This window comes from Knoellia aerolata DSM 18566 (assembly GCF_000768695.1).
Lineage (GTDB): Bacteria > Actinomycetota > Actinomycetes > Actinomycetales > Dermatophilaceae > Knoellia > Knoellia aerolata.
Genome location: NZ_AVPL01000012.1, coordinates 40,870 through 66,767 on the forward strand (window position 1 = coordinate 40,870; position 25,898 = coordinate 66,767).

Genomic DNA, 25,898 nt, shown 5'->3' on the forward strand with positions numbered 1-25,898 from the left:
CGCATTTCATGGCTCGGCCACCGCTCCAAGCAAACCGCCTTGGTACAAGTTCGCCTCAACGTCGTACTGCACAACCGCGCCACCGGGGCTGGGGAACCCCAGCCAGCCAAGCTGCACTTCCGAGTTCGCCGTATGCAACGGAGGTCGCACCGTCGGTGCCACCGCGGGACCCGCCGTCTGGGTGTGGCGGATGGAAGTGGACCGGACCGGCTCCCCCGTCGCTGGTGCCACCTGGGACCGGATCGACTACACGTGCCTAGCTTCCCTAGTGCCAGGGGCGAACAACGCTTTGACGATGCGGATGATTCTCGATGAGTTCCACAAGACGACGTTCGCCAGACCGACAGCGTCCATCCAGCCCGTCGGGCTGACGACGCTGGTGAACCTGCCGACGTACTACGAGCTGAGGTGGCCGGCCCGAGGTTTCGAACCCGGCGAGCCGGACTCGACGACCTTGGTGGGGCGCCGAGTCGACATCGAGCCGGTCTTCGTCAGTGCCACGTACATCTTTGGCGACGGCGAGGCCCTCGGACCGGTCAAGACCCTCGGCGGACCGCACCCCACGGGTGACGTCATCCACACGTACCGCAGCAAGATGGTCGCGCCCGTCCAGATCAACGCGACGTACTCCGGCCGCTTCCGGGTCGACGGGGGCGCTTGGATCACCATCCCGGACACGGTGACCATCCAGGGCACACCCTCCAACCTCACCGTGGCCGAGGCGAGGGCGCGGCTCTACCAGAACTGACCCCGAACATCTTGCTGCGTTGGGATGATGGAGGTCGCACGAGGATCGGATCCGATGGCGTTGCGGCACTGCGCACTTCAGCCTCGGTGCACGTCCAAGCCTGTGGACAACTCAGCGGGTGCGCCGCAGCGATCGGCCAGAGTGTTCGGATGAATCACGAAGCCGACGATTTCGCGCCCCATGACCTGCTGTCGACGGCCTTTCGCGTCCTGGCCTCGGGTCCACTTCCGATCGACTGGCTCGCGCGACGACTGCGCACCGAGCTTCGGGATGCCCGGGTGACGAGGGAGAGGCTGATCGACACGGTCATGTCCACGACTCTCTTGGTGGGAATGCCGGACGGCCGGATCTGCCGGTTGCTCGACGTCCTCGACGGACAGACGCTCACCCATAGGGTGGAGGCCGCGACGACCGGGCGGACGGACCTGTGGACCAACGTCTCGCTCTTGCCCCTCCTCGTGTGCGCCGCGTTGGACCCAATTCCCCTGGTCACCGGCGGCGCGCTCACCGCCGCCGAGTTCGGGCACCCCGCCCTCGTGGGGCCGCCGGGGTGGATGCCCGACGTCCCAGCCGGGGCGTTGTTGGCGCTCACCGTCGAACGCGGACGGGTGCGGATCGAGGCGCTGTCCGACGGTGTCGGTTCCACCCCGGCACAGGAGCAGCGGGTGCGGGCCATCCTGGGCAGACACATCCGTGACGAAGCGTGGTGGTCGGACGTCGCGGAGCCGAACCGCGAGGCCGAGCTCAACCGAGCCGTCAGCCACGGCCTGATCGAGGATCCCGAGCTGTTCCGAACGCCGGTGAGCCCGCTGATCGAGCTGTTGCACGATGTCCTGTCGGAGCATTCACGGGCGCACGTCTTCGACGATGCTGCGGCTTGGGACGCGGGCGATGTCGTGTCGTTCGTCGTCGCCGGCATGCCGGAGTCCCTCTATGCAGAGTTCAACCGTCGCGCCACCAGGTACGGCATGTCGCTCGACCGTTTCGTCATCGCGACATTGGGGCACTGCGCGTGGCGGACACCGTTCGCCGAGGACCTCGGGCCGTGGGAGTCGTGGGAGGTCCCTCAGACGCAACCGAGCGCCCCAGCGATCCTGCGTGCCGTCCAATCCATGAGCGACCCAGAGGATGCGCCCGACCCTGAGGACCCCAACGCCGTTGAGGGTGCCGAGAGCCGCTAGTCGACGCAGGATCGCGCCACGCCGACGACCCCGCCGTGGCGGGGTGCGGGGCAGGGTCACTGTCGTCGGCGGGTGCCAGCCCGATGCGGGACCTCAGCGGCCGCACGGTCATAGGAGTCGACGGACAGGTCCCACTCGACGCGTGGACCGCGCGCCCCTTCCACGACCCGGCCCGCGTATCGGTTGCTGTGGACGACCGTGTGGTGCGCCCGGCAAAGGAGCGCGGCGTTGCCGATGTCCGTCGGACCGCCGTCGACCCAGTGGACGAGGTGATGCGCATCCGTCCAGGCCGCCGGCTTGGAGCATCCGGGGAAGGTGCATCCGCCGTCGCGCAGCCAGAGGTGGCGGATCTGCGGACGGGTGAACAGCCGCTGCGCCTCACCCTGGTCGAGCACCTCTCCACGGGAGCCGAGGACTACGGGGATGATCAGAGCATCGCAGGCGAGGCGGCGCACCGTGGCGGGCGTGAGAACCTCGCCCTCCATCGTGACTCCCGCGCCCCGGCACCTCCCTGCGAGGGTCTCGTAGTCGATCGTCAACGACACACTCGTCTTGGCCTGTCGAGGCACACCGTCCGGGGCGCCGACCGCCCGCTGGATGAGGTCGAGAAGGGCGTCGGCGCGGCGTGCGGCCGGGGTGCGAGGGTCCCGCTCACCGGTGTCCTCGTCTCGCCGCGGCTTCGCGAGCGCGTCGACGGCGGCGTCGACGATGGCAGCGCCTTCCTCGTCGAGCAGCAGGATGTATCGCGCGAGGCCGAGCGGCCCCTTGCCCTTAATGAGCGAGCGGTGCGCCCGACGACGGTCAGCGTCATCCTCTGCCTCCTTGTCGGGTCGCAGCACCTGGCCCGCGTACCGGATCGCCGTGGCCAGCTGCCGCTCGCCGAGCCCGTCGGCGCCCCGTGCGCTGTGCAGCAGCACCTCGGTGACCCCCTCCAGCTCCGTCGCGTCGGCCAGTCCCCGCACGCTGCGGTGAAACCGCACGATCTGGGCGGCCTTGCCCAGCGGCAAGTACCCAACTCCGGCAGTCCCACTTTCACCCTGCGCGGCGCCCACCCGATCGTCAGCCGAGGATGCGGCATCCATGACCGCGTCCGTGACCTCCTTCAGTCGCGGCTCGTCGGCGGCTGCACCCATGACGTCGAGGTCGGCGTGGGTACGACTGGCCAGCTGCGGAGCCATCGCGCGGGTCCAGTCGGTGGGACCCCACCCGTCGGCCGTGCCCAGTCCGCGACGGCGCGCCTCGGCGACGACGGCGAACAGGTGGGCCTCGACATTGGCGCTCAACGCACCGAGTTCCCCCACGGCCGACCCCAGCTCGTCGTCGCTGAGCGCCCACACACGCTGAACCGAGGACCGCTCCAAGGCCTCGGTCGCCTCTCGCGTCGCACTCAGCACCGGCCGCCCCTGCGGCTGCTGCGCCGGGCTCGGAAGGCGATGTTCGAGGCGGCGACACCGTGACGCGATCTGGCGGACACGGCGGGCAGGATGGCCACCATGAACGCCTTCGTGAGCTGGCTCGCGCGCCTGGACCAGCGTGACCTCGCGACGGTGCTGGGCAACCGAGCGGACGTCCTGCACGGAACTCCTCCCGACGATCTCACGGCCGTCGCCAGGCGGCTGGCCACTCGCCGCAGCCTGGCGTCCGCGCTCGTCGCCAGCCCCAAACCGGCACTGCAGGTCCTCACCGCCCTGCTCATCCTGGGTGGCGATGCGCCGCTCGCGAGGATCGCCGCCATGCTCGACGCCGGGCCCAGCCCGGCCGACCACCTCACCAAGGTGGGTCACTGGTGCCGCGTGCTCGAGGCGTCGGCGCTCGTGTGGCTCGACGAGCAGCACGTCCACGCGGCACCGGGCATCAGCGACGTCCTTGCATTGCCGGAGGGCACGGGCACCCCCTCGAGGCGACTTCTCGACGCCCTCACCGTGGCGGTCCTCAGGTTGATACTCCAGATCTGGCGGCTGCCCTGGAACGGGACCAAGGCGGAGCTCGTCGACCGCCTCGGGGCAGCCTTCGGTGACCCGGTTGCGGTGCGCGAGCGCGTCGGTCGGCTCACCGACGAGCAGCGCGACGCGCTGCTTGCCGAGATCGACTCGCACGACGCAGAGTCCGACCCCGCGCTCCACCGCCGACGCCTCACGGGGCTTGCCGATGCGGTGCGGGCGGGCGCAGAGGCCGGCATCGTGTTGACCGGATACACGCCTTACGAGTTCTCGGTCCCCGCCGAGGTGGTGGTCGTCCTGCGGGGGCATGGACTCCCCTTCGACCGCCACGAGCCGGTCCCTCCGACGAGCGAGGCGAGCCCTCACATGGTGGCGCGCGAGTCGGCGGCGGCGCTGCAGACCTTCGCCGAGGCGAGCATCACGATTCTGGACCACGTCCGCGACCGACCGCTCACGCCGCTGCGTCACGGGGGCATCGGCGCCCGGGAGGTGAGCCGGGTCGGCAAGGTGTGCCGCATCGAGTCGCAGATGGTGCGGCTCGTTCTCGACCTTGCGTATGCCGCGCAGCTGCTCGTGTGGGACCACACCGGCTATGCGTGGGGAGAGTCCACACGCGAGTGGCGTGATCTCGACGCCGGCACTCGGACGGTCACCCTCCTGAGGGCATGGCCCTTCCTGGGCTGGTCGCCGACCCTGGCCCGAGGGCTCGACGGTTCGGCACTTGCCGTCGGCGATTCGGAGCGCGCCTGCGACCGGTGCACCGATGCCCGCATGTCGACCCTGGCCGAGTGGCTTCGCATCGCGGATGGCCAAGGCGTCACCGACTCGGCGATGGGCGAGCTGATGACGTGGCTGCGGCCGCTGGACCACTTCGAGCACCGCGCGCTCGTCGTCGAGGAGGTGAGCTCCGCAACCTACCGGCACAGGTGGGGTCGAACCGTGACGAGGACGTTGCCCGATCCCCTGTGGCTCGTCGAGGTGGAACCCTCGCTCGGCGTCATCGCCGAGGAGGCGCGGATGCTCGGCCTTGTTGCTCATGGCGCAGCCACGGCGGTGCTGCGCGAGCTCTTCGGTGCCCCGACCGGCGGTTCGCCGGACGGGACTCAGAATGGGCCGCAGGACGCGGAGACCGGCCTCGTCCGACTGGTCGGTTCGCTCCTGCCGCAGCCCGTGGCACAAGCGACGTTCGGCTCCGACCTGACCGCTGTCGTCACCGGCCCGCCGACCGGGGAGCTCAGTGCGCTGCTCGACTCGTGTGCCGACCGTGAAGGGCGTGGCGGGGCCGCGACGTGGCGGTTCTCGACGGCGTCGGTACGGCGCGCTCTCGACGCCGGGGCGCGCGCGGAGGACCTCGAGACCCGACTGTCCGCAGTGTCACGGGGGACGCTTCCCCAACCCTTGACCTACCTGCTGGCCGACGTGAGCCGGCGTCACGGCTCCGTCCGGGTGTTCGACGGTCGCGCCGTGCTGCGCAGTGAGGACGTCGAGCTGCTCGCCCAGATCGTGGCCGACCGCAAGCTGCGCAAGCTGGGCCTGCTGTCGGTGGTCCCGACCGTCGCGGTTGCCACGGTGGCCAGCGGCGAGGTGCTCAAGGCGTTGCGTGCCGCCGGCTATCTGCCCATGGCAGGGGCCGGCCCGGGCAACGGGACGGATGAGTCCGTTGAAGGCACGAATGATCGCCCGGGCGCAAACCCGAGGCAGGAGCTCGACGCGATGCTCCGGCGTCTGGCGGCGGAGGACGTCATGGATCTCGATGCGCTCCTTCCCGCGCACCCGGCTCGCCATGAACCGGAGACTCCGGAGGTCGCCGCTGCCCGGCTCGCGGGACGGTAGGGGCCCGACCGTCCGCCGGCGTTCCGGCTTCTGCGAAGTGACCCTTCCGGAGGAACTCGCACTCCCGTAGGGTTCGACGTCTCGGAGCCAACGGCGGCACCGTGCTGTGGAACGGGGAGTCCTCCGATGCATCGCTCTGTCGCTCGTGTCACTGCCACCCTCGCTGCTTCGGGACTGCTCGCCATGGGGGTGCACGCAGGCCCGGCCAACGCCGCCGAACCGCCGACCGAGCTGATCATCAGCGAGTACGTCGAGGGTTCGTCGAACAACAAGGCGATCGAGATCTACAACCCGACCGGCGCCGCCGTGGACCTCTCGGCCGGCGGCTACTCCCTGCAGCAGTTCTCCAACGGCGCCCCCACCGCCGGCCTGACCATCAACCTCACCGGTTCGGTCGCTCCCGGCGACGTGTTCGTCCTGGCGCATGCCTCGGCCGGGCCGGCCGTGCTCGCGGTCGCCGACCAGACGAGCAGCGCTGGCTTGTTCAACGGTGACGACGCCCTCACGCTGCGGCACGGCACCGCCGTCGTCGACTCGCTGGGCCAGGTCGGAGTCGACCCGGGCACCGAGTGGGGCACCGGCCTCACCTCGACAGCGGACAACACCCTGCGCCGCGCGGCCACGGTGTGTGTCGGTGACACCGTGACCAATGACGCGTTCGACCCGGCGACGCAGTGGGCCGGCTTTGCGACCGACACCTTCGACGGGCTCGGCGCCCACGTGTCCAGCTGCGGCGACGTGGAGCCCGCGACACCGGTGCTCAACGAGTTCTCGGCCAGCACCACCGGCACCGACGTGGAGTACCTGGAGCTGCTGGCGCCGGCAGGCACGGACCTGTCGACCTACGCCGTCCTCGAGGTCGAGGGTGATACGGCCCCCGCTCCCGCGTTCGGCACGGTCGACGGTGTGTTCACGTTCTCCGCCCCCGACGCCGACGGTCGCTCGCTCAGGACCCTCGCGGCCAACGACCTCGAGAACGGCACCCTCTCGCTCCTCCTCGTGGCCGGCTTCGCCGGAGTTGTCGGTGACGACCTGGACGCCAACGACGACGGGACGGTCGAGCTGCCCGCTGGCGCGACCCTCGTCGACTCCGTCGCAGTCAACGACGGTGGCGCCGGCGACCGGACCTACGGTGGCGTCACCCTCGGGGTCGGGTACGACGGCCAGGCCTTCGCTCCGGGAGGAGCATCGCGTATCCCCGACGGCACCGACACGGACGCCGCCGCGGACTGGGTGCGCAACGACTTCGACCTCGCGGGCATCCCCGGCAACGAGGGGACGCTCGTCGACGGCGAAGCCGTGAACACCCCCGGCGCCAAAAACGCGACGACCATCGTCGTCGAGCCGCCGACCGAGGCGAACTGCGAAGCCGCCGCCGTCACCATCGGGTCCGTGCAGGGCCCGGGCAGCTCATCACCAATTGCCAGCCAGACGGTCGAGATCGAGGGTGTCGTCGTCGCGGACTTCCAGACCGGCGGCTTCGACGGCTACTACCTGCAGGATGCGGGCGACAGCAATGACGCGACCTCGGACGGAATCTTCGTCTTCGCGCCCGGCGGCGTCGACGTCAGCCTGGGCGACGAGGTCCACGTGCTCGGCACGGTGAGTGAGTTCTTCGGCATGACCGAGGTCACCGCGACCGCCGCGTCCGTGTGCGCCAGCGACGTCACCCTGCCGGCCCCGACCGAGATCACGCTCCCGATGGACGCTGCGGACTACGAGCCGCTCGAGGGAATGCGCGTGACGCTGCCGCAGTCCCTCTCGATCCTGGAGTTCTTCGAGTTCGGCCGCTTCGGCACCGTCACGCTCGGCACCGAGCGTCACATGACGCCCACCGCGGTGGTCGAGCCGGGACCGGAAGCCATCGCTCTCGCAGCCGCCAACGCCAGGGACACGATCACCCTCGACGACGCGCGCAGCCAGGAGAACCCCGACCCGGCGCTGCACCCCAACGGTGACGAGTTCACCCTCGCGAACTCGTTCCGGGGGGGCGACCTCGTGACGAACGCGACCGGAGTGCTCGACTACCGCTTCGACACGTGGGCGGTGCAGCCGACCCAGGACGCCGACTACCAGTCCGTGGACCCGCGCGCTGCCGAGGGCGTGCCCGAGGTCGGCGGCACCACGACGGTGTCGAGCTTCAACGTCCTGAACTACTTCACGACGCTCAACTCGCGAGGTGCAAACGACGCCGTCGAGTTCGAGCGCCAGGAAGCGAAGATCGTCGCGGCCCTCGCGGAGATCGACGCCGACATCTTCGGCCTCATCGAGATCGAGAACAGCGCCGACGACACCCCACTGAAGACCCTCGTGGCAGCACTCAACGAGGTCGTCGGCGCCGGGACGTACGCAGTCATCGAGACCGGCCAGCTCGGAACCGACGTCATCACCACGGCGCTCATCTACAAGCCCGCTGAGGTGGCCCCCGTCGGTGACCACGCCGTGCTCGACTCCAGTGTCGACCCGGACTTCGACACCGACTTCAACCGTCCGGCACTCGCGCAGACCTTCACCGACCTGCAGACCGATGGTGAGGTCACGGTCGTCGTGAACCACCTCAAGTCGAAGGGCTCGGCCTGCGCGGGCGACCCCGACACGGGAGACGGCGCGGGCAACTGCAACATCACCCGGACCAAGGCCGCAGCCGCGCTGGCGAAGTGGCTGGCCACTGACCCGACGGGTCAGGGAGCCGGCAACGAGCTGATCATCGGCGACCTCAACTCCTACGACAAGGAGGCCCCGATCGACACGCTCCGCGCGGCCGGCTACTCGGACCTGCTCTTCGAGTACCAGGGCGAGAACGCGTACTCCTACGTCTTCGACGGCCAGCTCGGCTACCTCGACTATGCGATGGCGAACACCGGGCTCCTTGACAACGTCACGGGTGCCGGCGCCTGGCACATCAACTCCGACGAGCCGAGTCTGATCGACTACGACATGACGTTCAAGAAGCCGGCACAGGACGCGCTCTACGCGCCCGACCCGTGGCGCTCGAGCGACCATGACCCGGTGATCATCGGCCTCGACCTCGACGAGACGGCGCCGGAACTCAACGTCACCGCCTCGCCGAGTACCGTCTTCCCGCCGAACAACAGGTGGGTGCCGGTGACGTTCGACATCGTGGCCACCGACAACTCGGGCGGCGAGGTCACGGTCGAGATCACCGACGTCGCGGCGACGGGCCACAGGGCCGAGATTCGGGAGGTCTCCGACGACGAGGTCGAGGTGCGCGCCAGACAGGGTGCCGTCTACACCGTCACCTTCGAGGCGACGGACCCGAGCGGAAACGTCAGCAGCACGACGGTGACCATCCGGGTGCGTCCGTAGACCTGAACCGAACCAACGACGCGTCGCTTCACCAAGGGGCGGCGCGTCGTGCCGTTTCAGGCCTTTCCGTATGCCGTCCGCCAGCCGGTGCGCAGCTCGGCGAGGATGCGATCCAGGACGGCCTCCTCGTGAACGGCCACGTCCCGCCGCCGCATCGCAGCGGCCAGCTCGGGGTCCCATGGTGACTCGACCGGCGAACCCTTGAGCGACAGGGATCCGGGCACGCCCTGGTAGTCCTCGGCCCCCATCAGCCAGGGCTGCGCGCCGTACCGACGCAGGGCGTCGGTGGCCATCGCGAGCCCCGGCCAGTCGAAGTCGCCGTGGTAGATCATCGGTGCCGTCGACTCGGCGACGTGCGCGAGCACCTGCGCAGTCACGAGGTTCGGTCGCCCGCTCGTGCAGATGACGGCAACGTCCAGCTCGGCCGTGGCGATCGCCTCGAGAACGCTCGGGTTCTCGCAGACCAGGACTCTGCCCGCCGGCGAGACCCGCATCCCGGACTTCACGTCCCACCACGTCACGTGCGTGGGCTTCGCTGTGTCGAGAGGCCGAGGACCGCCCCGTTTCCCGCCGACCTCCACGGCCAGCCCCCAGACCAAGCAGGTCGACGACACGAGATCGGTCACGACGCCGAGGCGGTCCCAGAGCTCGCGCCGGTCGCGCGCATCGGTGGGTGGCACGGATCCAGTTGCTGATGCGACCGCTCGAAGGACGGCGCTGGCCAGGCGGCGATCGTCGTCGAGGGCATGGGCGTCATGGCAGACGGCAGCCGCGAGCGCCGAACGGGCCACCGGAGCGGCCACCTCCCGAGCACCCGAGGACCCCGCCTCTCCCTGTGGGAGGAAGGCCCGACGGTGGTCCAACACCTCGAGGGCCGCGGTCACGAGAGCCGCGGGGTGCGGCTCCCGGCCGAGCACCCCGTCCGAGCGCATCGCCACCAACCACTTCTCGAGCCACGGCCAGTCGACGTCCCGGTGGTCCTCGACCCAGCATCGCGCGGCCTCCGCCGGTTCGGCCCGTCGCTCTGCCAGCCGCGCCGCCCGGGCCCGCCGGTCGACGAGTGCCCGCCCCACGACGGTCTCGGCGGCCTCGACGATCCCCACCCCGGCGCGCAGGCGCATCCGCTCGTCGAGCTCGGCGAGGTCCACCGTCACCTGCGACGCGGCCACCGTTCGCCCCAGCAGGTCGCCCACCGCGTGCCGTTCGCGTCGGTCGAGGTCCGTCACCCGGATACGGCCTTCGGCGCGCATTCCGTTGCGCTCCAACCGGTCTGCGATGCGCAGCCACACGCCCTCAAGGGGGTCCCCAGACCACCACGAGGACTCGCCCAAGGACCGGGCCATCGTCACGCACCCACGGCAGTGAGCTGACGCCCGTCCCAGCGATGCTGGTACTGCGCGATCCCCCGATCGCCGGGACTCCGCAGGGCCTCATAGATGGCCAGCTGCGGCACTGTCGAGTGCGTCCCCCACAGGCGTTCACTCGTGATGACGAAGTCGAGGTCGAGGTCGACGAGCAACCCGAACAGCAGCGGATGGGTCCGCACGTCGATCTTGGGGAAGGCGTCGTCGAGCAGGATGAAGCGTGGTGCGTGCGGCGCAGCACCCGCAACGGACGTGAAGTGTGCGGCGGCCGCGGCGAAGAGCGGCAGGTAGCAGAGCACCTTCTGCTCGCCCTGGGACAGCGCCGTGCGGCGCTCGAGGTTGCGCCAGTCACCGGCCTCCGGCCGGTGGTACTGGACGGAGAACCGGTTCCACTGCCGGTAGTCCAAGGCTCGAGCAAGGTGCACGGCGTACGGCTCCTCCGGCGACTCCGCGCGGGACACGGAGATGAGACGGTGCAGGCTCTCCTGGAGCTGGGCCCTCTCCCCCGGGAGCAGGGCACCGAGGGGAGACCCGAGCAGCGTCAGTGTGCGTCCGGCCTCGGCTGGGAGGTCGTCGCGCTGCTTCCAGCGCAGCCGCACCTTGATCCCCTGCGACGTCGTGACGTCACGCAGCTGCTCGTTCATGCTCTGGACCAGCTCGTCGGCACGCATCCGCACGTGGCGCAGGGCGTCGCCGAGCTGCCCGAGCACATGGTCCTCGAAGACCTTGCGTTCCCGCTCGCTGAGCAGGTCACGGTCGCGAGTGACGGCAGCGGTGAGGCGCCGCGCCAGGGCCGCCACTGAGTGCTCGCCGGCTTCGTCTCGCCCGAGGGCCACGAGCACACCCTCGTGGTCGACGACGCGCGGTTCGTGGATCGCCGCGTCCCCTGCCTGCAGTGCACTGACCGCCTGCAGCACCGCGTTGGTGCGTGCCTCCACGGCGCCACCGGAGGACCATCGCCCCGCCAGCTCGCGCAGCCGAACGTCGTCGAGTGCGCCCAGCACCAGCCCCGCGGACTCTGCATCGTCGGCGTGGTCAGCATCGTCGACATCGCCGGGCTCGGCCGTGGCTGCCACGACGCCGGGCAGCCCGTCGAGCTGCCCCAGCGCCGCCCGGGCCCGGTCGAGTGCCGGCTCCACCTCGTCCAGTCGGTGTTGCAGCGACTCCGCCCGCTCGACCAGGGTGGCCTGACGACCGATGAGGCCGTCACGATCGTTCCGGTTCTCCTTCGCCCGGGCCAGGGCGTCCTTCTCCGCCTGCCGCGCCGCCTCGAGCTTGCTCTCGAGCTCGCGCACCGACGCGCCCTCGGCGTCCAGAAGCGCCAGGTGCTGACCGGCCAGGTCCCGGGCCTCGCCCTCCGCTGCCGTGGCCACGTCGCTCTCGTGCGTCACCGCCGCTGCGTCCTCGCGCGCGAGCGCAGCTGCCCTGAGCCAACGCCCGAGGCCGTCCCTGACGGCGCGAACGTCGCGGCCGCGGCCTTCGAGGTCGCGCGCCGCGCGGTCCAGACGCTCGGTGAGTGCATCGAGCCCCTCCCACGTGGCGGGGACATCATGCCTCTCGCTCAGGGCGACCAGCTGGGTATGCCGTTTCGCCGCGAGCGCACGCGCGTCATGTGCGTGGCGGGTCGCCTCGACCTGCTCGACCTCTGCGCGGTGCAGCACCTCGCGCCGATGATCGACGGTCGCCCAGGCCCGCACCACCTCGTCGTGGGGTGGGCGGGCACCCAGCCAGCGTTCGACCTCACCGAGGGCTGCAGCAGCCGCGGCGGACTCGGCCTCCGCCGCGTCGACGACGGCGACGGTGGCCCGGATCTCCTCGCCGAGAACGGCGAGCCGACGGGCGCGCTCGGCAGCGCGTGCCGTCGCGCCGATGAACTGGGCGGTGTCCTTGGTGGTGCGGCCGTGCACCGGCCCCGATCGCCACTGGCCGTCGCGTCCGACCGCGAGGCCAGCCACGTGTACCGCACCGTCACCCGGCTCGGAGACCCGCACCGCCGTCAGGACCCGCTCGACGACGTCGGACGCCACCGCCAGCGCGTCGTTCCCGCCACGGTCCGGCTGGAGCACTGAGGCCAGGGTCACTGAGTCCTGCGCCCACGGCCTAGCCTGCCCGTCCTCCGCACCGGCGAACGCGTGAACGTCGAGCCGATCCCCGTCGACGACACCGTCGGGCGTGACCCAGGCGTCGAGAAGGCCCGCGCCCTCCAGCGCCGCTTCGACACCGGCCCGATCCCCAGCCGACACGTCGGCGCGGAAGTCCACGAGCTGCCAGAAGGGCGCCCCCGACTCCTCGCCGCTTCGCTCGCGCACGAAGCCCGGCGCAGCCGGCTGGGGGTCGGTCTGCGCCTCGACCTCGGCACGCTGACGCTCGAGAGTCGCGATGAGCTGGGTGGCTTCTGCCGCCCGAGTCACGGCCCGGCCGCGAGTCAGGGAGAGCGCATCCACGCGCCCCGCCACCGCCGCCCGAGCCAGACCCTCGAGTCGGCCAAGCCCCTCGAGGTCGAGCAGGGGGAGGGTGAAGGCCTCCGCGACGGGGGCCTGCTGCCACGTGGACAGGGCATGGAGCAGTGCCTCCTCGACGCCGTCCCGCTCGCCGACCGCCTCCTCGACCGACTCCCTCGCGGCATCGGCACGCGACTGGGCCAGCTCCTCGATCGTGGTGCTCCGCTCGGCGTCCTGCCGCGCCTCGTCGGCTTCTCGCAGTCCCTCGCGCACGACCCGAACCGCAGCCTGACGTTGGCCGACCGCGGTCTGCGTCTCGCGGAGCCAGCCCAGCACCCGCTCCAGCCCGGCGGCGAGGGGCGCCCCTGCCGCGGAGTCCTCCCACGTCAGCGAGCCGCGCCCGTCCGCCAACGTCGCAGCGACCGAGTGGATCGTGGTGTCGACGGCCACCCCGGCCGTTCCGAGGGTGCCGACGTGCTCGATCACCGCCGCCGCCATCTCCCCCGACCCGCGCGCCACGGCGTTGCCGTCCTCGGCCGCGGAGTCCGCGGAGCGCCGGGCCCTGTGCTGCGCATCGTCGCGGCGCCGCACGGCGACCTCCGCGGCGGCCGCGCGTTCCTCGACGCGCTTGCCCATCTCGAGCAGGCGCAGACGGGAGCGTGCTTCCGGCCCGCTCTCGAGCGCACCGATCTCGTTGCGGGCAGCAGCGCCGGCCTGCTCAGCCCGGGTCAGCTCGGCCTCCGCGACGGTAAGCGCGTCACTGACCTCGCTGCCCTCTCGCCGCGCATTACGCAGCAAAGTGTTCACCCTTCGGACCTGGTCGGCAGCGTCCACGACTCGCGCGGCCCGGTCGGCGACAGCGGCACGTGCGTAGCCGGCATACGTGTCGACGAAGCCCGTCAGCGCCGACGCGGCACGGGAGCGGCGCTCGATCTCCTCTCCGAACGCCTCGAGCTCGTCGAAGGTGTCACCCGCCGCCCGCAGCGCGGTGTCGTCGAGCTGCGGCAGCGCGTTGACGAGCTGCTCGGCCAGCCGCTTGGGGTCGATGTCCTCGCCGACCTGGGGCTGGCGCAGCCAGTAGATGAGGCGCAGGAGGTCGTCGTACTGGTCACTGGCCAGACCGAACAGGGCCTGGCCGACGTGCTCGCGGTAGCGCACCGCCGAGTCGAAGACGTGCCCGCGGCCGTCGGCCGTGACGGCGGCCTCGAGCTGCGCCTTGCTGAGGGGCCCGCTCTCACCTTCGAGCTCGAGTCCGTCGCCGACCCTCAGGGGCGAGATGAAGAACCACGCCGTTGCGGCGCGCGCCGACTGCGTCGCCCGCAGACCCACTCCGCAGGTCACGGACTCGGGTTTCCCATCCTCACGGATCCGCGAGAACTCCACCCACACGTAGCCGGTGCGCGCCTGCCCGTCGTAGCCGTCGAGGAGCAGCCAGAGAAGGCTCGTGTGGTGGCGACCCGAGGCGGTGAGCCGGGTCTTGTCGCCGTCGATGGCGAACGGGAGCAGCATCTCCATCGTTTTGGACTTGCCCGCGCCGTTGGCACCGCGCAGCAGCAGCCGACCGTCGGCGAAGTCGAAGACCTGCCGGTCGTACTGCCACACGTTGACGACGCCGCCGCGGGCCAACCGGAACCGGTTCGGATCAGTCATGACCGTCAGTCGTCCTCGTCCTGGGTGTCGAAGAGGGAGAGCTCTCCCGTGCTGGACTTCTCGACGATGACGGGCGCGGGCGCGTAGCGGGACGCCGCCGCGTGCACCTCCATCGATCTCGGATCGTCGCTGCGGCGCAGGAGGCCCATCGACTCGAGCAGTGCGAAGGCCTCGTCGACCGCGGCGTCCGGCGCCTCGCGCTGGTCGCGTCGCAGGACCTCGGCCCACCGGCTCACGATCCCGCGCGCCATCACGCGTGCACTGTCGATGGGTATGCCGTGCCAGGCCTTGCCGGGTGACGTCACCGCGGGTGCCTGCTCGGTGAGCGCCTCGAGGACGAGCAGGGCCAGATGCCTGGTCGAGCCACGCCCCGGGAAGGACACGTCGGTCAGCTCGTCGTCGGGGTCGACGGCCAGGGCACCCTCGGCACGCAGCTCGACCTCCAGTCCGAAGTGGTCGCGGAACCATTCGCTCTCACGGTTGCGGTTGCGTCGCCACCACTCCGACTGATCCTCGGTGAGGTCGTCGACGGTGAGGATGGGCGACTCCAGCAGTCGTCTGCGCACGGCGATCCGGGCACCGCCGACGGCCGAGGGAAGGGCTGCTCGGTCGAGTAGGTCTCCTGCGCTCGTCGCTGACGACAGGGGTGCCGCCACCATGAGGCTGAGCAGCTCACGCCGGACGTCGAGGAGCGACTGGGTGCGCTTCTCGGCCCAGTGGTCGAGGTCGCCGTCGCGCTCGACGAGGATCCCGAGGTCGACGAGCGCGAGCAGGGCGGCGTTGAGGGCCCGGCGGTCGGTGATGCCGTCGAGGTCGAGGTCGATCCCGGCGTCGACCGCCGTTGAGCGAACTTGGGCCACGAGCTCGTCGACGAGCAGCTGGGACTTGGAACGGGTCAGCGCGGCGAGGACAAGGGCGAGGAGCGCATAGGCCCGAGGGGTGAACGGGGTACCCGAGCGCCGCCGCAGCGGTCGCGTGGAGTCGCGGCCGAGCCCGGCCTTGAAGAGTCGGGCGCCGTTGGGGTCGACGTGCAGCCGGTAGCCGGCGCCGTCGGCGAAAAGGCGGGTGAGCTCGGCCTGGTGACGCCGGATGAGTCGCAGGGTCGAGCGGTTCGCCTCGGTGGCGGCCATCAAGGGATGGAGGAGCAGCTGTCTGGCGGCTTCGACCCGCTGAGCCACCTCGATGGGGTCGTCGGCGAGACGCGGACGCTCGACGGTCGTGGGTGTCACGAAGCGCCCCCGACGCGACTGACCTCGCGTGCAGCAGTGGGCGCGCCAGATGCTTCGCCCGATGCCTCCCCGACGCGACGCACGGAGAGGGCCCGGTCGACGAACTCGAGGCGACCACTCGGCCCGTGCAGCACCGACCGCTCCCCCGGTGCGTCCTCGATGACGAGCTCGTGGTCGGAGTGCGGGATCGGCGCGGTCAACGGCCCCTGAGCGCTCGGCGAGCCGCCCCCCTGGGCCAGGCACGCGGCATACACCTCGAGCAGCTCGGTGCGTGCCGCCTCGCTGAGTCGCACGCCGTCGATGCGGCCCCGCAGGCTCGCGAGCTCGGCCAGAGCAGCGGCGCGACCACGCTCGGACTCCGCGCGCTCGGACACCCGTGCTGCCTTCGCCGCCGAGTAGTCCACGGTGCGTGACGGTCGGCCGTGGACGCTGCGCAGGCCCGAGCGTCGCAGCATGAGTGGCACCTCGGCAGAAGGAGCCACCCACCACGACGTTGTCGGCGACACGGGGCGCTCGGGGTCGTCGGCGACGAAGGACAGGTGCCGGCAGGGGTGGAGACCGAAGGCCGTCGCCCACAGGGCGTGCGCAGCGTCGTCGGCGGAGGTGTCGAACCACCCCGCCAGTCGCACGAGGTCGGCGTAGCGGCCGTGCTCGCGATCGGCGCTGCTGGCGATCCGGCGCAGGTTGGCGAGCAGCGACCGCATGGCCTGCGTCGCGAGCTGGCGCACGACGTCGGCGTCACTGCTGCGTCCACCACCACCGGCGAACCACGCGTGCAGGCTCGGCCAGTCCTCGGGTGACAGGCCGGTCGCGCGGCGGGCGGTGGTGCCGTCGAGGTCGAGGAGCCTCTGGCCGGAGTTGGCTCGCTCGCACAGGGCGGGGATGAGCGGCGCAACCGACGCATACGTGTCGGCGATCTGGGGCATGTGCCGCTGCACCTCGTCGACGAATCGCTGGAGGTAGTCGACGAGGGCGGTCTTGAACGCCTGGAACTCGTCGCGGTCGAGGTCGTAGCGGGTGAGCACCTGCGTGAGGTAGGCGTAGAACTCGCGGGTGCTGTGGACGAGCCGGTCGAACTGGGCGAAGACGGTGCCGATGTCGCGGGCGAGCGCCTCGGGGTCTGCGCGCCCGATCGAGTCACGGTCGTGGCGGCTGAGAGTCGTCAGACCCGCCAGGATGCCGCCGAGCATCTCGCTGCTCACCTCTCGCGCCGACTCCGAGTGACCGAGCAGCTCCTCCACCTGTCGGTGGACGAGCTCACCACGCTGGGTGAGCTGGTAGCGGGCCCGGTTGCGCAGGTAGTCGGCCAGGCTCCGGGCCTCGGTCTCGCGGGGGCTGCGCGCCAGGTTGCCGTGCTCGACGAGGTAGGACAGGCGGGCCTCGACGGTGTCGTCGTCGAGCTCGATGCCGTCCTCGGACAGCCGGGTCGTCACCTCGGCTGCCGACTGGTCGGAGAGCAGACCGGACAGACCCGAGGTGAACTGCCGCATGATGGCAACGTACTGAACGGCCTCGTCGTTGACGGCATACCGCAGCGCCTCGAGCCTGACGCGATCGACGGGCGCGGTTCCGGACGGCTGGGACATGACGGCCATGCTAGGTCGGGGCACCGTCGGCCGCGATCACGCGTCCGGGGTCACCCGCGATCACGTCAGGCGCAGGCGATACCACTGCGGGGCGGTGCGCCTCAACGGCTTGGGCATCCCGGTCGTGTCGGCCGGCTCGACCGACTCGATGGCCCAACCTGCGTACGCAGTGGCGACGTCCTCGGAGGTGACACCCGACGGGAGCAAGGGCAGTCCGTGCGGGCTGAACGCGACCATGAGCAGCGTGGCTCCGGGGTTCGCCAGCGACGTGACCCCACGGGCCTCTGCGGCCTGTTGCTCCTTCGACAAGCCGTGGAAACAGCCGACGTCGAGGAAGAAGTCGAACGTTCCCAACGTGGACGTGCTGAGTGCGGTGACGTCCCCTTGGACGAACTTCGCGCCTGCGGGCGCGCTCGCACGGGCATCGTCGAGAGCTCGCTGGATGTTGTCGACCCCGACGGCGTCCCAACCGCGCCCAGCCAGCGTCACCGTGTTGTGTCCCCGGCCGCACCCGAGGTCCAGCGCGCGACCGGGTGGGCGCGGGCGCTCCGCCTCCTCGCGGTCGAGCAGTGCATCGAAGCTCGCCTGCGCCGCCGATCCCGCTCGTTCCCACGGGCGGATTCCCAGACGGTAGGCGACCGCGTACCCGACGCTCATGGCATCTCCTTCAATTGGTTCGGGTGGCACCCGAATGAATCTCTGACTAGAGTCCCCCCCGATGAGCGAACCTGTCAAGAGGCGTCCCTACCGCTCCGCGGCCCGCGATGCGAAGGCACGGGCGAACCGGGTGGCCATCCTGCATGCGGCGACGAAGCTCTTTGTGGCACAGGGCTATCCCGGCACCTCGGTCGCGTCCATCGCCGGCGAGGCCGGGGTGAGTGAGGACCTCGTCTACCTCCTGTTCTCGACGAAGCGCCGACTGCTCATCGAGGTCCTCAACTACGCCGTCACGGGCGAGCCCGACAGTCCCCGGGTCCTCGACCAGGAGGGGCCAAGAGCCGTGGAGGCCGAGACCGACCAGCGGCGCCAGATCGCCATGTTCGCCCGGGACATCGTCCCTCGCTCCAACGCGGCCCGACCCATCGACGACGTCATGATGTCGGCGGCGCTCGTCGATCCTGAGATCGCCGAGAAGCACCGCCAGATGCACCAGACGCGTCTTGCGAACCTCACCCGGTTCGTGGAGTGGGTGGCCCGCAACGGTCCCCTCCGCGAGGGGCTGACCGTCGAGGAGGGCGCTGCGACCGTGTGGGCCCTGACCGGGCCTGCCATGCATCGCATGCTGGTCGACGAGCTCGGGTGGGACGAGGACCGGTTCGTGCACTGGGTGCAGCACACCCTCGAAGCCACACTCCTGCCTCCGGCGCGACACCACGACACCTGAGAGGGTGCGACACCACCGCCGATCAGGCGGGCATGACCCAGTTGTTGGACTCCTCGGCAAGGAGAGCCAGATGATCGGCCTCGAAGTCGTCGGCCAGCTCACACAGCACGGAATCCGGTATGGCAGACGCCCACCCTTCCGGAGGACCGGTGTCGAGGTGCCTTCGGTGACGGCCGCCCTTCAACGGTGCGCGTGCTCGCGCGAACTCCCTCAGCCGTTCCGCGAGATCCCTGTCGTAGCTTCCACGACTCAGGTCCCACGTGACGGACCGACCGTGTTCGTCCGGTGGATGCACGGTCGCGATGAGGCGACGGTCGTGGACCTGGGTGTGGTGACGCTGGCACAGCAGGGCAGCGTTGCCGAGATCCGAGGGGCCGCCGTCGGCCCAGTGGACGATGTGGTGCGCCTGGGTCCACGCCGCCGGCGCGGTGCACCCCGGGAACGTGCACGACCCGTCGCGGTGCCACAGCATCCGGCGCTGTCCGCGGGTGAACAGCCGAGTGGCGCGACCCAGGTCGACCACCTCACCGGCGGCGCCCAGGACGACGGGGACGACGTCGGCGTCACACGCCATCTGCCGCACGACGGAGGGGGCGAGCATCGTGTCGCGGGCGCGGGACCCCATCACCGAACCGGCGCCCTCGGTCCCGTTCACGCCCGAGAGTCCTGCCAGCAGATCCGCCAGCGACGTGGAGACGTGGACGACCGTCGCGGCTCCACCCGGCTCGGCGGCCACCGCGTCCTCGGAGGCCGCGGCCGCCAGCACCGACGCGAGCGCCTCCACCCGCCGTTGGCCCGCGCAGCGGAGGTCGATCTCACCCGTCTCGGGGTTCGGGGCGGGCTTCGACAGGGGGCCGATCGCCGCTTCGAGCCGAGCGGCCTGCTCGGGAGTCATGGCCATCCGATACTCCGTCAGGTCGCCCTCCGCGACGGACGGAGAGGACAGGTAGGCGCCGGCGCGCAACCGCTTGTGGGCCTTGTCGAGCTCGCCCTCCAGACCGTACATCGCGAGGAGTCGGGGGCGGAGCTTGCGAGCGTGGGCCTGCCCCCACTCGACACCGAGGTCGAGGATCGCGCCGGTCACGGTGGGAACGGCCTCCTCGACGAGGAGGTCCTTCATGCGGGCGACCTCACGCAACGCGGTCAGCGCCAGCCCGACGCCCACCTCCCCCGAGACCACTCGCCGCCACACGATGCCTTCGGGACGGGTCTCGTCGGCGAAGGGGCCGGCTTCAGGCCCGCCGTGTGACCACAGGCCGCCCGGAGTCGAGGCGGCTGCGTCCTGCGCGAGCTGCGCCACCTGACCGGCACCTCCCTGACGGAGTGAGGGGGCGTGCTCGCGCACCCAGGCGTGCACGGAGCCGTCACCTCGGCGTGCTGACGCAAACTCCCCACGGTGCGCGGCCTCGGCGGTCACGCGCACCTGCGCGGCCCCTGCCTGAGACTTCACCTCGTCGGCCAGGGTCATGACCTCGGCGAGGTCGGCAGAACTGAGTGAGGTCAGGAGCTCGGCGATGCCGGACAGTCCGTCACGAGCGGCGGTGAGCACCCCACGCAACGGCGTGACGGGTGTCTCCTGCTCGTCCATCGATCTCTCCTTCAACGACTGGTTCCACCCTAGAGGTGACCACTGACAACGCCCCTCGGCGAGCGAACGGGCCACTCCGCCAACGAATAGCGCCGATCGGCGCAACCACCGAACCTCAGCGGTCAGACCAACCCGACGCGGTCGCAGTGCCGCCGTCGTCGTGATGCCGTCCTGACGCGCCATCCGCACGTCCATGAGGACGATGTCCGGCCGGAAGCCGGCGTCGATCGAGCTGCACGACTCGATGTTCTCCGGTGGAGTGACGGTGTCCCTCACCTGACTTCTCGTATGCCGTCCGCTCGCCTCGGGTGGCCGCGCGCGCGGGCGCGGCCACCCGGGTGCACGAATGCCACACCCACCCGCGAGGCCCGGTGGCTGTCAGTGGTCATTGGCACACTTGAACTCGACCGGCCCGGAAACGCGCCGACTGCCCGCTCCCCCACTGCTTTTCACTCAAGGAGGACGCCATGACCAACCCCGACTACACCCACCTGACCCTCGTGGTCGACAGGTCCGGCAGCATGAGCAGCGTCCGCGACGAGGCCCAGGCCGGCATCACGACGCTCGTCCAGGAGCAGTTCGCCCTCGACGGCCGCTTCACGGTAACGCTCGCCCAGTTCGACGACCGGTTCGACACGGTCGAGCGGATGCGGGACACGCCGTTCACGTTCGAGCTCGAACCGCGCGGCATGACGGCGCTGCTCGACGCGGTGGGCATGGAGGTCGTCCGCACCGGCGAGGACCTGGCCGCGCTCCCCGAGGCGGAGCGCCCCGGCCGGGTGCTGTTCGTCGTCGTGACCGACGGGCACGAGAACTCGTCGCACGAGTACACGCTGGACAGGACCCGGGAGCTCATCCGGGTGCAGAAGGAGCAGTTCGGCTGGGAGGTGCAGTTCCTCGGCGCCGACGACGCGGCGTGGCAGGGCCAGCAGCTCGGCGTCGCGACGACGCGCTACACGAACAACGGTGCCGGCAACGTCGCGGTCTTCGACTCGATGTCCCGGTCCCTTCGGGCCTACCGGCTGGACCCGTCGCCGACCGCAGGCTTCTCGATGCCCGACGAGGTCACGACCGGCTGACCACCCCGCCACGCGCGATGGGGGTGAGCTTGGTCAGCCCCTGCGCAGCGGCCAGAGCAGCCCGTGCGCGTCGTACCGGGTCGAGAGTCGCTGCAGCGCAACGGCGGCGAGCAGGAGCCCGACGTCACGCAGGGCCACGTCGTAGAAGCCGGGGATGAGCAGGAGGTTGACGATGATCCCGCCGAGCCAGGCCGCGACGACGAGCGCTCCGAGCCGCGGGTGGAGCAGGACGACGAGTCCGGCGACCACCTCGATGACGCCGACGGCATACATCGCCTGCTGCGGTGAGAACGGCAGCGGGTCGGAGAGGGCCGGTGCGAGGTAGCGGTCCCACTCCGTCATGAGGTTGGTGAACTTGTCGAGGCCGAAGAGGATCGGCGCGACGACGAACGCTGCCCGAAGGACGACGAACGCCTGGTGTGCCGGGTCGCCGTGGATGCGCTGCGTCGCCTCGGTTGCTCTGTGGGTGTCGATCGTGGCCATGATGACCTCCTGGTGCGAAGTGCCCTCCGGCCGGCGCCGCCTGACAGGGCGGGAGCTGGGTGGGAGGCTGACATCGTGTTGGTGGTGTTGCGGGTGGGTGGCCTTACCGGCGTCGAGGACGTGGGTAAGACCGGTGGGGCCCCGCGCAGCGAACAGGGCATGACCACCCCTCAGACCCAGACCCCCGCGGCGTGCCAGCCGGGCGGCCCACCGGTCGACGTCGTCGCCTGGCGGGCGTGCCGGTTGCACGAGGCCGGGTTCCCGTGGGTCCTGGCGGACTCGCTCGCCCGGACCCGGACCGACCTGCACGCGCTGCTGTCGCTCGTCGACGCCGGCTGCCCACCGCGGCTGGCGGCGCGGATCCTGTCGCCGATCGACGACGGATCGAGTCCGTGGTGAGCGACATCGGCCGTGAACGCCTCCTGGCACCCTCGGATCAGGGCGCGACACGGCCCCCGGCCGATGACGGGGTGCCGGAGGACTGGGTCTCGGCGCTGTCGTCGTCAGGCGCCGACCAGCAGGCGGCGATGCGGGCGCTGCACGACCTCATGGTGCGGGCGGCGGCCCACCAGGTGTGGCGGATGCGCTCGGCGCTGCCCGACGCCTCCCCGGGAACCGTCGACGTCATCGTCAACCAGGCTGCGGACGAGGCGATGACGGCGCTCCTGCGCAAGCTGCACACCTTCGAGGGGCGCAGCCGGTTCACGACGTGGGCGTTCAAGTTCGCCATCCTCCAGGCGGCGACGGACGTGCGGCGGCTCCAGTGGCAGCACCGCGAGGTGGAGCTGCGCGACCTCGACCTCGAGCGCGTGCCGCACGACACCCACGACGGGCCGGAGCGGCAGGCGGAGGGCGCCGACCTCGCCCGCGCCGTGGCCGGGGCGATGGACACGTGCCTGACTCCCCACCAGCGGCGGGTCGCCGTCGCCCTGCTCGTCGACGGCGTGCCGATCGACGTCCTGGCCGAGCGTCTCGGCTCGAACCGCAACGCCCTCTACAAGACCGTCCATGACGTCCGGCGACGGCTGCGCGAGGACCTCACCCAGCGGGGCTACCTGCCCGTCGATTCCTCACGGACGGACCTGGACCCCCACCCGCATGCAACGGCAGGTTCGTCATGACGCCCCCACCCACGCCCCCACACGTGCTGCCCCCCGGCGCCGTCGCTGCGTTGCTCCTCGACACCACGCCCTACCTGTCCTGCGACGAGTGCTTCGAGCGGATGGACACCCACGTGGAGGCGGTCCTTGACGAGCCCGGTCATCACGACCTCGCCATGGACCGCCACCTCGTCGGGTGCGCCGCCTGCGCCGAGGAGGCGCAGTCCCTCATCGCACTGTGTGCAGGTCACTGACGGCGATGACCTCTGCCGCGCGCCCCCTCCTCACGGTGTGGTGTGCGGCGATCGCCCAGCCCCACATGAGCGGCAGCAGGGCGTTGCCCATCGACGTGACCTCCGTGATCGCGAAGAACAGCGGGAAGAACGCGATGAGCAGCCAAGCCGTGACCCGTGGCCGGAAACCGTTGCGCAGCAGCAGGATCCCGAGCCAGATGCCGCCTAGCCCCATGACGAGCAGCGCGGGCAGTCCGACGAGGAAGAAGTAGTCGGTCCACGGGGTGAAGTAGTCGCCGGCCACCGAGACCAGGAGGAGCGCGTAGGCCGCGAGCTGCAGCCGCCACGCCCAGCGCTCGGCTCCCACCGGCTGCCGACGGCGGTGGACGAGCCACGCCGCCGCGACGAAGGCCAGGCAGACGGGGAGCCAGATCTTGCCGTAGGTCCAGTAGACGAAGTACGGGTCGCCCCACTCGAGGAGCGGTCGGAAGGCGTCGATGGCCCAGACGGCCCAAGCCGTCCCGAGGCCGCCCTCGGTGAGGTCGTCGGGGTGGCTGTTGAAGCGGGAGAGCGCGTGCAGCTGCCCCGCGACGGTGCCGAAGGCCGCCATGGCCCAGGCCGTGATCGTGATCCGCCGAGCCGTGGCTGGCGAGATGTCGTGCGGTGTGGTCTCCATGGCTCGACCGTAGGAAGCCGTCGCCCTCGCCATCGTCGTCCCGGCCGGCTGCTCGGGTGGACCGCAGGAGGATCTTCGGGTCCTCCCCAAGGAGGACGTGAGCCCTCGCGGCCGGGCGTACCGTCGGATCGTGAGCCGCCGCAACTGGGCCTTCGACATCGCCGTCGCGCTGCTCGTCGGTGTGCTCGGCCAGCTCGAGGCGTGGTTCGGTATCGGGGAGACCCACCGTCAGGGACCGCTCTGGGCGCAGTCGTTGTTGTATGCCGTGACCGCCCTGCTGCTCATCGCTCGCCGGGTGCACCCGCTCGCCGTCCTCGCCGGGATGCTCGTGGCCTCGCTCGTCGAGTTCGCCGCCGTGGGTTCGCCCGAGGGCAACAGCGTGGCGCTGGCCCCCGTCATCGCGACGTACACGGCCGGTCGCTACCTGGAGCGGAGGCAGGCGCTCGTCGGGCTGGGTCTCGGAACGCTCATCGTGGCCGCCTGGGCCACCTTCGACCCGATGAACGCCACCTGGGTCGAACGTCTGGGCGGGATGGCGTGGCTGGCTCCGTCGATCATCGCGTGGCTGCTCGGCATGCTCCTGCGCGTCTCCTCCCTCTATCGCGAGCAACGGCGAGTGACGGTCGAGCAGCAGGCGTCCCGGGCCGTCGCGGAGGAGCGCAACCGGATCGCCCGCGAGCTCCACGACGTCATCGGTCACAGCGTCTCGGTGATGACGGTGCAGGCCTCGGCGGTGCGCCGCCGGCTGGACGCGTCACAGGGCGTGGAGCGCGAGGCGCTCGAGACCGTCGAGGCCACCGGGCGTCAGGCCCTCGCCGAGATGCGGCGGATGGTCGGGGTGCTGCGGGAGGGGTCGGGGGCGGCCGACGAGGCGCCGGACCTCGAACCGCCGGCCGGTCTGGCCCAGGTGGGTCGGTTGGCCGAGTCGTTCCGCTCGGCCGGGCTGCCCGTGTCCCTGTCGGTGAGCGGGCAGGTGCGGGAGCTGCCCCCGGGACTGGACCTCACGGCATACCGGCTCGTCCAGGAGGGGCTGACGAACGCGCTGCGGCACGCGCGCGAGCTGCAGCGGGCGGACGTGTCGATCGCCTACGGCGACGGGGTGGTCGAGCTCGCGGTGCGTGACGACGGGACGGCGGCGGCTGCGCCCGACGGCGTCGGCAACGGTCTCAGGGGGATGCGCGAACGGGTGGCGGTGTACGGCGGTTCGCTCGTCACGCGACCCCGCACCAACGGCGGGTTCGAGCTCGTGGCGACGCTTCCCGTGGACCCGTCGTGACTGGGGACCCGGCGACGCCGAAGCCGATCCGGGTGCTCGTCGTCGACGACCAGGCCCTGGTGCGTGCCGGGTTCCGCCTCATCCTCGAGATCGAGTCCGACCTCGAGGTCGTCGGCGAGGCCGCGGACGGCGAGGCTGCGGTCGCGATGGCCGCGACCACCGCGCCGGACGTCGTCCTCATGGACGTACGCATGCCGGGTGTCGACGGGATCGAGGCGACGCGCCGGCTCGTCGGTGACGGCCCGAGCGCCGCGCGGGTCGTCATGCTCACCACCTTCGACATGGACCAGTACGTGTATGCCGCGCTGCAGGCCGGCGCCAGCGGGTTCCTCCTCAAGGACGTGCAACCCGAACTGCTCGTGGCGGGGATCCGCGCGGTGCACGCGGGTGAGTCGCTCCTCGCGCCGACGGTGACGCGACGGATGATCGAGGCCTTCATCGAGCGACCGCCCTCGGTGGCGGATCCCGCGGTGACGAGGCGGCTCTCCTCGCTCACCGATCGGGAGCGGGAGGTGCTGGCGGCGGTGGCGCGCGGGCTGACGAACGCCGAGATCGCGGCCGAGCTGTACGTCTCGGAGACGACGGTGAAGACGCACGTGGGGCGCCTGCTCATGAAGCTGGGGCTGCGCGACCGGGTCCAGGCGGTGATCTTCGCGTACGAGGCCGGAATCGCGCCTCACGAACGCTGAACAGCGCCCACACGCCGTGCTCGTCTGATCGCCCACCCTGGGGTCCGGGCAGGCGGACCGGCGACGACTTCTTTCGTGACGATAATGGAGG

Annotated in this window: 20 protein-coding genes; 11 read left to right on the forward strand and 9 right to left on the reverse strand. The window is 70.9% G+C overall.

The window, feature by feature from the left end; translation table 11 throughout:
• Window positions 1–295: 295 nt before the first annotated feature.
• Both N801_RS06800 and N801_RS06805 read left to right on the forward strand, forming a co-directional pair.
• A complete protein-coding gene (locus N801_RS06800; RefSeq protein WP_156996564.1) occupies window positions 296–748 on the forward strand; it encodes a hypothetical protein in 453 nt (150 codons plus the stop codon).
• A 308-nt stretch (window positions 749–1,056) separates the two neighbouring features.
• A complete protein-coding gene (locus N801_RS06805; protein ID WP_169744219.1) occupies window positions 1,057–1,929 on the forward strand; it encodes a hypothetical protein in 873 nt (290 codons plus the stop codon).
• Between the two features lie 56 nt (window positions 1,930–1,985).
• Here the strand turns inward: N801_RS06805 and N801_RS20645 are convergent, their stop codons facing one another.
• Window positions 1,986–3,266 carry an HNH endonuclease signature motif containing protein gene (locus N801_RS20645; protein ID WP_052112701.1) on the reverse strand — a complete coding sequence of 427 codons (1,281 nt, stop codon included), beginning with the start codon at window positions 3,264–3,266 and terminating at the stop codon, window positions 1,986–1,988.
• A 156-nt stretch (window positions 3,267–3,422) separates the two neighbouring features.
• Between N801_RS20645 and N801_RS06815 the strand changes: the two genes are divergently transcribed.
• Both N801_RS06815 and N801_RS06820 read left to right on the forward strand, forming a co-directional pair.
• Window positions 3,423–5,702 carry a helicase-associated domain-containing protein gene (locus N801_RS06815; protein ID WP_035935317.1) on the forward strand — a complete coding sequence of 760 codons (2,280 nt, stop codon included), beginning with the start codon at window positions 3,423–3,425 and terminating at the stop codon, window positions 5,700–5,702.
• A 183-nt stretch (window positions 5,703–5,885) separates the two neighbouring features.
• On the forward strand, window positions 5,886–9,029 hold the full coding sequence (locus N801_RS06820; protein WP_052112702.1) for an ExeM/NucH family extracellular endonuclease: 3,144 nt from the start codon (window positions 5,886–5,888) through the stop codon (window positions 9,027–9,029).
• Window positions 9,030–9,085: 56 nt separating this feature from the next.
• Here the strand turns inward: N801_RS06820 and N801_RS06825 are convergent, their stop codons facing one another.
• The 5 genes from N801_RS06825 to N801_RS06845 are packed head-to-tail and all read right to left on the reverse strand — an operon-like array spanning window position 9,086 to window position 17,956.
• Window positions 9,086–10,372, reverse strand: coding sequence for a TIGR02679 family protein (locus N801_RS06825; protein ID WP_084108423.1), 1,287 nt, complete (start codon window positions 10,370–10,372; stop codon window positions 9,086–9,088).
• A 2-nt stretch (window positions 10,373–10,374) separates the two neighbouring features.
• Window positions 10,375–14,484 (reverse strand): TIGR02680 family protein, encoded by a 4,110-nt coding sequence (locus tag N801_RS06830; RefSeq protein ID WP_035935320.1) that lies wholly within the window; start codon window positions 14,482–14,484, stop codon window positions 10,375–10,377.
• Between the two features lie 5 nt (window positions 14,485–14,489).
• Window positions 14,490–15,713, reverse strand: coding sequence for a TIGR02678 family protein (locus N801_RS06835; RefSeq protein ID WP_052112703.1), 1,224 nt, complete (start codon window positions 15,711–15,713; stop codon window positions 14,490–14,492).
• Window positions 15,710–17,299, reverse strand: a complete 1,590-nt coding sequence (locus tag N801_RS06840) for a TIGR02677 family protein (protein ID WP_169744220.1) — start codon at window positions 17,297–17,299, stop codon at window positions 15,710–15,712. Before N801_RS06840 ends, N801_RS06835 begins: the two co-directional genes overlap by 4 nt.
• Window positions 17,300–17,359: 60 nt before the next feature.
• Window positions 17,360–17,956, reverse strand: a complete 597-nt coding sequence (locus N801_RS06845) for a class I SAM-dependent methyltransferase (protein WP_035935322.1) — start codon at window positions 17,954–17,956, stop codon at window positions 17,360–17,362.
• A gap of 61 nt (window positions 17,957–18,017) precedes the next feature.
• Here N801_RS06845 and N801_RS06850 point away from each other — a divergent pair, with 61 nt between their 5' ends.
• Entirely contained in the window at window positions 18,018–18,683 is a 666-nt protein-coding gene (locus N801_RS06850; protein WP_052112705.1) for a TetR/AcrR family transcriptional regulator, read from the forward strand.
• 22 nt (window positions 18,684–18,705) lie between these two features.
• On the opposite strand, the gene N801_RS19640 is transcribed toward N801_RS06850, so the two are convergent.
• Window positions 18,706–20,271, reverse strand: coding sequence for an HNH endonuclease signature motif containing protein (locus tag N801_RS19640; RefSeq protein ID WP_052112706.1), 1,566 nt, complete (start codon window positions 20,269–20,271; stop codon window positions 18,706–18,708).
• A 467-nt stretch (window positions 20,272–20,738) separates the two neighbouring features.
• Between N801_RS19640 and N801_RS06860 the strand changes: the two genes are divergently transcribed.
• A complete protein-coding gene (locus N801_RS06860) occupies window positions 20,739–21,350 on the forward strand; it encodes a vWA domain-containing protein (RefSeq protein ID WP_035935324.1) in 612 nt (203 codons plus the stop codon).
• Window positions 21,351–21,383: 33 nt separating this feature from the next.
• On the opposite strand, the gene N801_RS06865 is transcribed toward N801_RS06860, so the two are convergent.
• On the reverse strand, window positions 21,384–21,833 hold the full coding sequence (locus tag N801_RS06865) for a DoxX family membrane protein (RefSeq protein ID WP_035935326.1): 450 nt from the start codon (window positions 21,831–21,833) through the stop codon (window positions 21,384–21,386).
• A 159-nt stretch (window positions 21,834–21,992) separates the two neighbouring features.
• On the opposite strand from N801_RS06865, the gene N801_RS06870 reads away from it, so the two are divergent.
• The 3 genes from N801_RS06870 to N801_RS06880 are packed head-to-tail and all read left to right on the forward strand — an operon-like array spanning window position 21,993 to window position 23,187.
• The gene (locus tag N801_RS06870; protein ID WP_035935380.1) at window positions 21,993–22,232 is read left to right on the forward strand and encodes a hypothetical protein; all 240 of its coding nucleotides are present in this window, start codon (window positions 21,993–21,995) and stop codon (window positions 22,230–22,232) included.
• A complete protein-coding gene (locus tag N801_RS06875) occupies window positions 22,229–22,954 on the forward strand; it encodes an RNA polymerase sigma factor (RefSeq protein ID WP_084108426.1) in 726 nt (241 codons plus the stop codon). Before N801_RS06870 ends, N801_RS06875 begins: the two co-directional genes overlap by 4 nt.
• Entirely contained in the window at window positions 22,951–23,187 is a 237-nt protein-coding gene (locus N801_RS06880; RefSeq protein ID WP_035935328.1) for a hypothetical protein, read from the forward strand. The genes N801_RS06875 and N801_RS06880 overlap by 4 nt, the downstream gene beginning before the upstream one ends.
• On the opposite strand, the gene N801_RS06885 is transcribed toward N801_RS06880, so the two are convergent.
• Window positions 23,162–23,842: a hypothetical protein gene (locus N801_RS06885; RefSeq protein WP_035935331.1), complete on the reverse strand. Its 681-nt coding sequence runs from the start codon at window positions 23,840–23,842 to the stop codon at window positions 23,162–23,164. The two genes, N801_RS06880 and N801_RS06885, sit on opposite strands and share 26 nt — an antisense overlap.
• A gap of 130 nt (window positions 23,843–23,972) precedes the next feature.
• On the opposite strand from N801_RS06885, the gene N801_RS06890 reads away from it, so the two are divergent.
• Together N801_RS06890 and N801_RS06895 are read left to right on the forward strand one after the other, a co-directional pair.
• Window positions 23,973–25,118 carry a sensor histidine kinase gene (locus tag N801_RS06890; RefSeq protein ID WP_156996572.1) on the forward strand — a complete coding sequence of 382 codons (1,146 nt, stop codon included), beginning with the start codon at window positions 23,973–23,975 and terminating at the stop codon, window positions 25,116–25,118.
• Complete coding sequence (locus N801_RS06895; protein WP_211254681.1) at window positions 25,115–25,807, forward strand: response regulator; 693 nt, start codon at window positions 25,115–25,117, stop codon at window positions 25,805–25,807. Before N801_RS06890 ends, N801_RS06895 begins: the two co-directional genes overlap by 4 nt.
• The last annotated feature ends 91 nt before the right edge of the window (window positions 25,808–25,898 follow it).

Excerpts from the sequence above, each read along its gene's own strand:
- N801_RS06800 (WP_156996564.1), top strand. The coding sequence starts at position 296 with ATGCGGATGATTCTCGATGAGTTCCACAAGACGACGTTCGCCAGACCG.
- N801_RS06805 (WP_169744219.1), top strand. The coding sequence starts at position 1,057 with ATGTCCACGACTCTCTTGGTGGGAATGCCGGACGGCCGGATCTGCCGG.
- N801_RS06815 (WP_035935317.1), top strand. The coding sequence starts at position 3,423 with ATGAACGCCTTCGTGAGCTGGCTCGCGCGCCTGGACCAGCGTGACCTC.
- N801_RS06820 (WP_052112702.1), top strand. The coding sequence starts at position 5,886 with ATGGGGGTGCACGCAGGCCCGGCCAACGCCGCCGAACCGCCGACCGAG.
- N801_RS06825 (WP_084108423.1), bottom strand. The coding sequence starts at position 10,372 with ATGGCCCGGTCCTTGGGCGAGTCCTCGTGGTGGTCTGGGGACCCCCTT.
- N801_RS06830 (WP_035935320.1), bottom strand. The coding sequence starts at position 14,484 with ATGACTGATCCGAACCGGTTCCGGTTGGCCCGCGGCGGCGTCGTCAAC.
- N801_RS06840 (WP_169744220.1), bottom strand. The coding sequence starts at position 17,299 with ATGTCCCAGCCGTCCGGAACCGCGCCCGTCGATCGCGTCAGGCTCGAG.
- N801_RS06845 (WP_035935322.1), bottom strand. The coding sequence starts at position 17,956 with ATGAGCGTCGGGTACGCGGTCGCCTACCGTCTGGGAATCCGCCCGTGG.
- N801_RS06850 (WP_052112705.1), top strand. The coding sequence starts at position 18,018 with ATGAGCGAACCTGTCAAGAGGCGTCCCTACCGCTCCGCGGCCCGCGAT.
- N801_RS19640 (WP_052112706.1), bottom strand. The coding sequence starts at position 20,271 with ATGGACGAGCAGGAGACACCCGTCACGCCGTTGCGTGGGGTGCTCACC.
- N801_RS06860 (WP_035935324.1), top strand. The coding sequence starts at position 20,739 with ATGACCAACCCCGACTACACCCACCTGACCCTCGTGGTCGACAGGTCC.
- N801_RS06865 (WP_035935326.1), bottom strand. The coding sequence starts at position 21,833 with ATGGCCACGATCGACACCCACAGAGCAACCGAGGCGACGCAGCGCATC.
- N801_RS06870 (WP_035935380.1), top strand. The coding sequence starts at position 21,993 with ATGACCACCCCTCAGACCCAGACCCCCGCGGCGTGCCAGCCGGGCGGC.
- N801_RS06880 (WP_035935328.1), top strand. The coding sequence starts at position 22,951 with ATGACGCCCCCACCCACGCCCCCACACGTGCTGCCCCCCGGCGCCGTC.
- N801_RS06885 (WP_035935331.1), bottom strand. The coding sequence starts at position 23,842 with ATGGAGACCACACCGCACGACATCTCGCCAGCCACGGCTCGGCGGATC.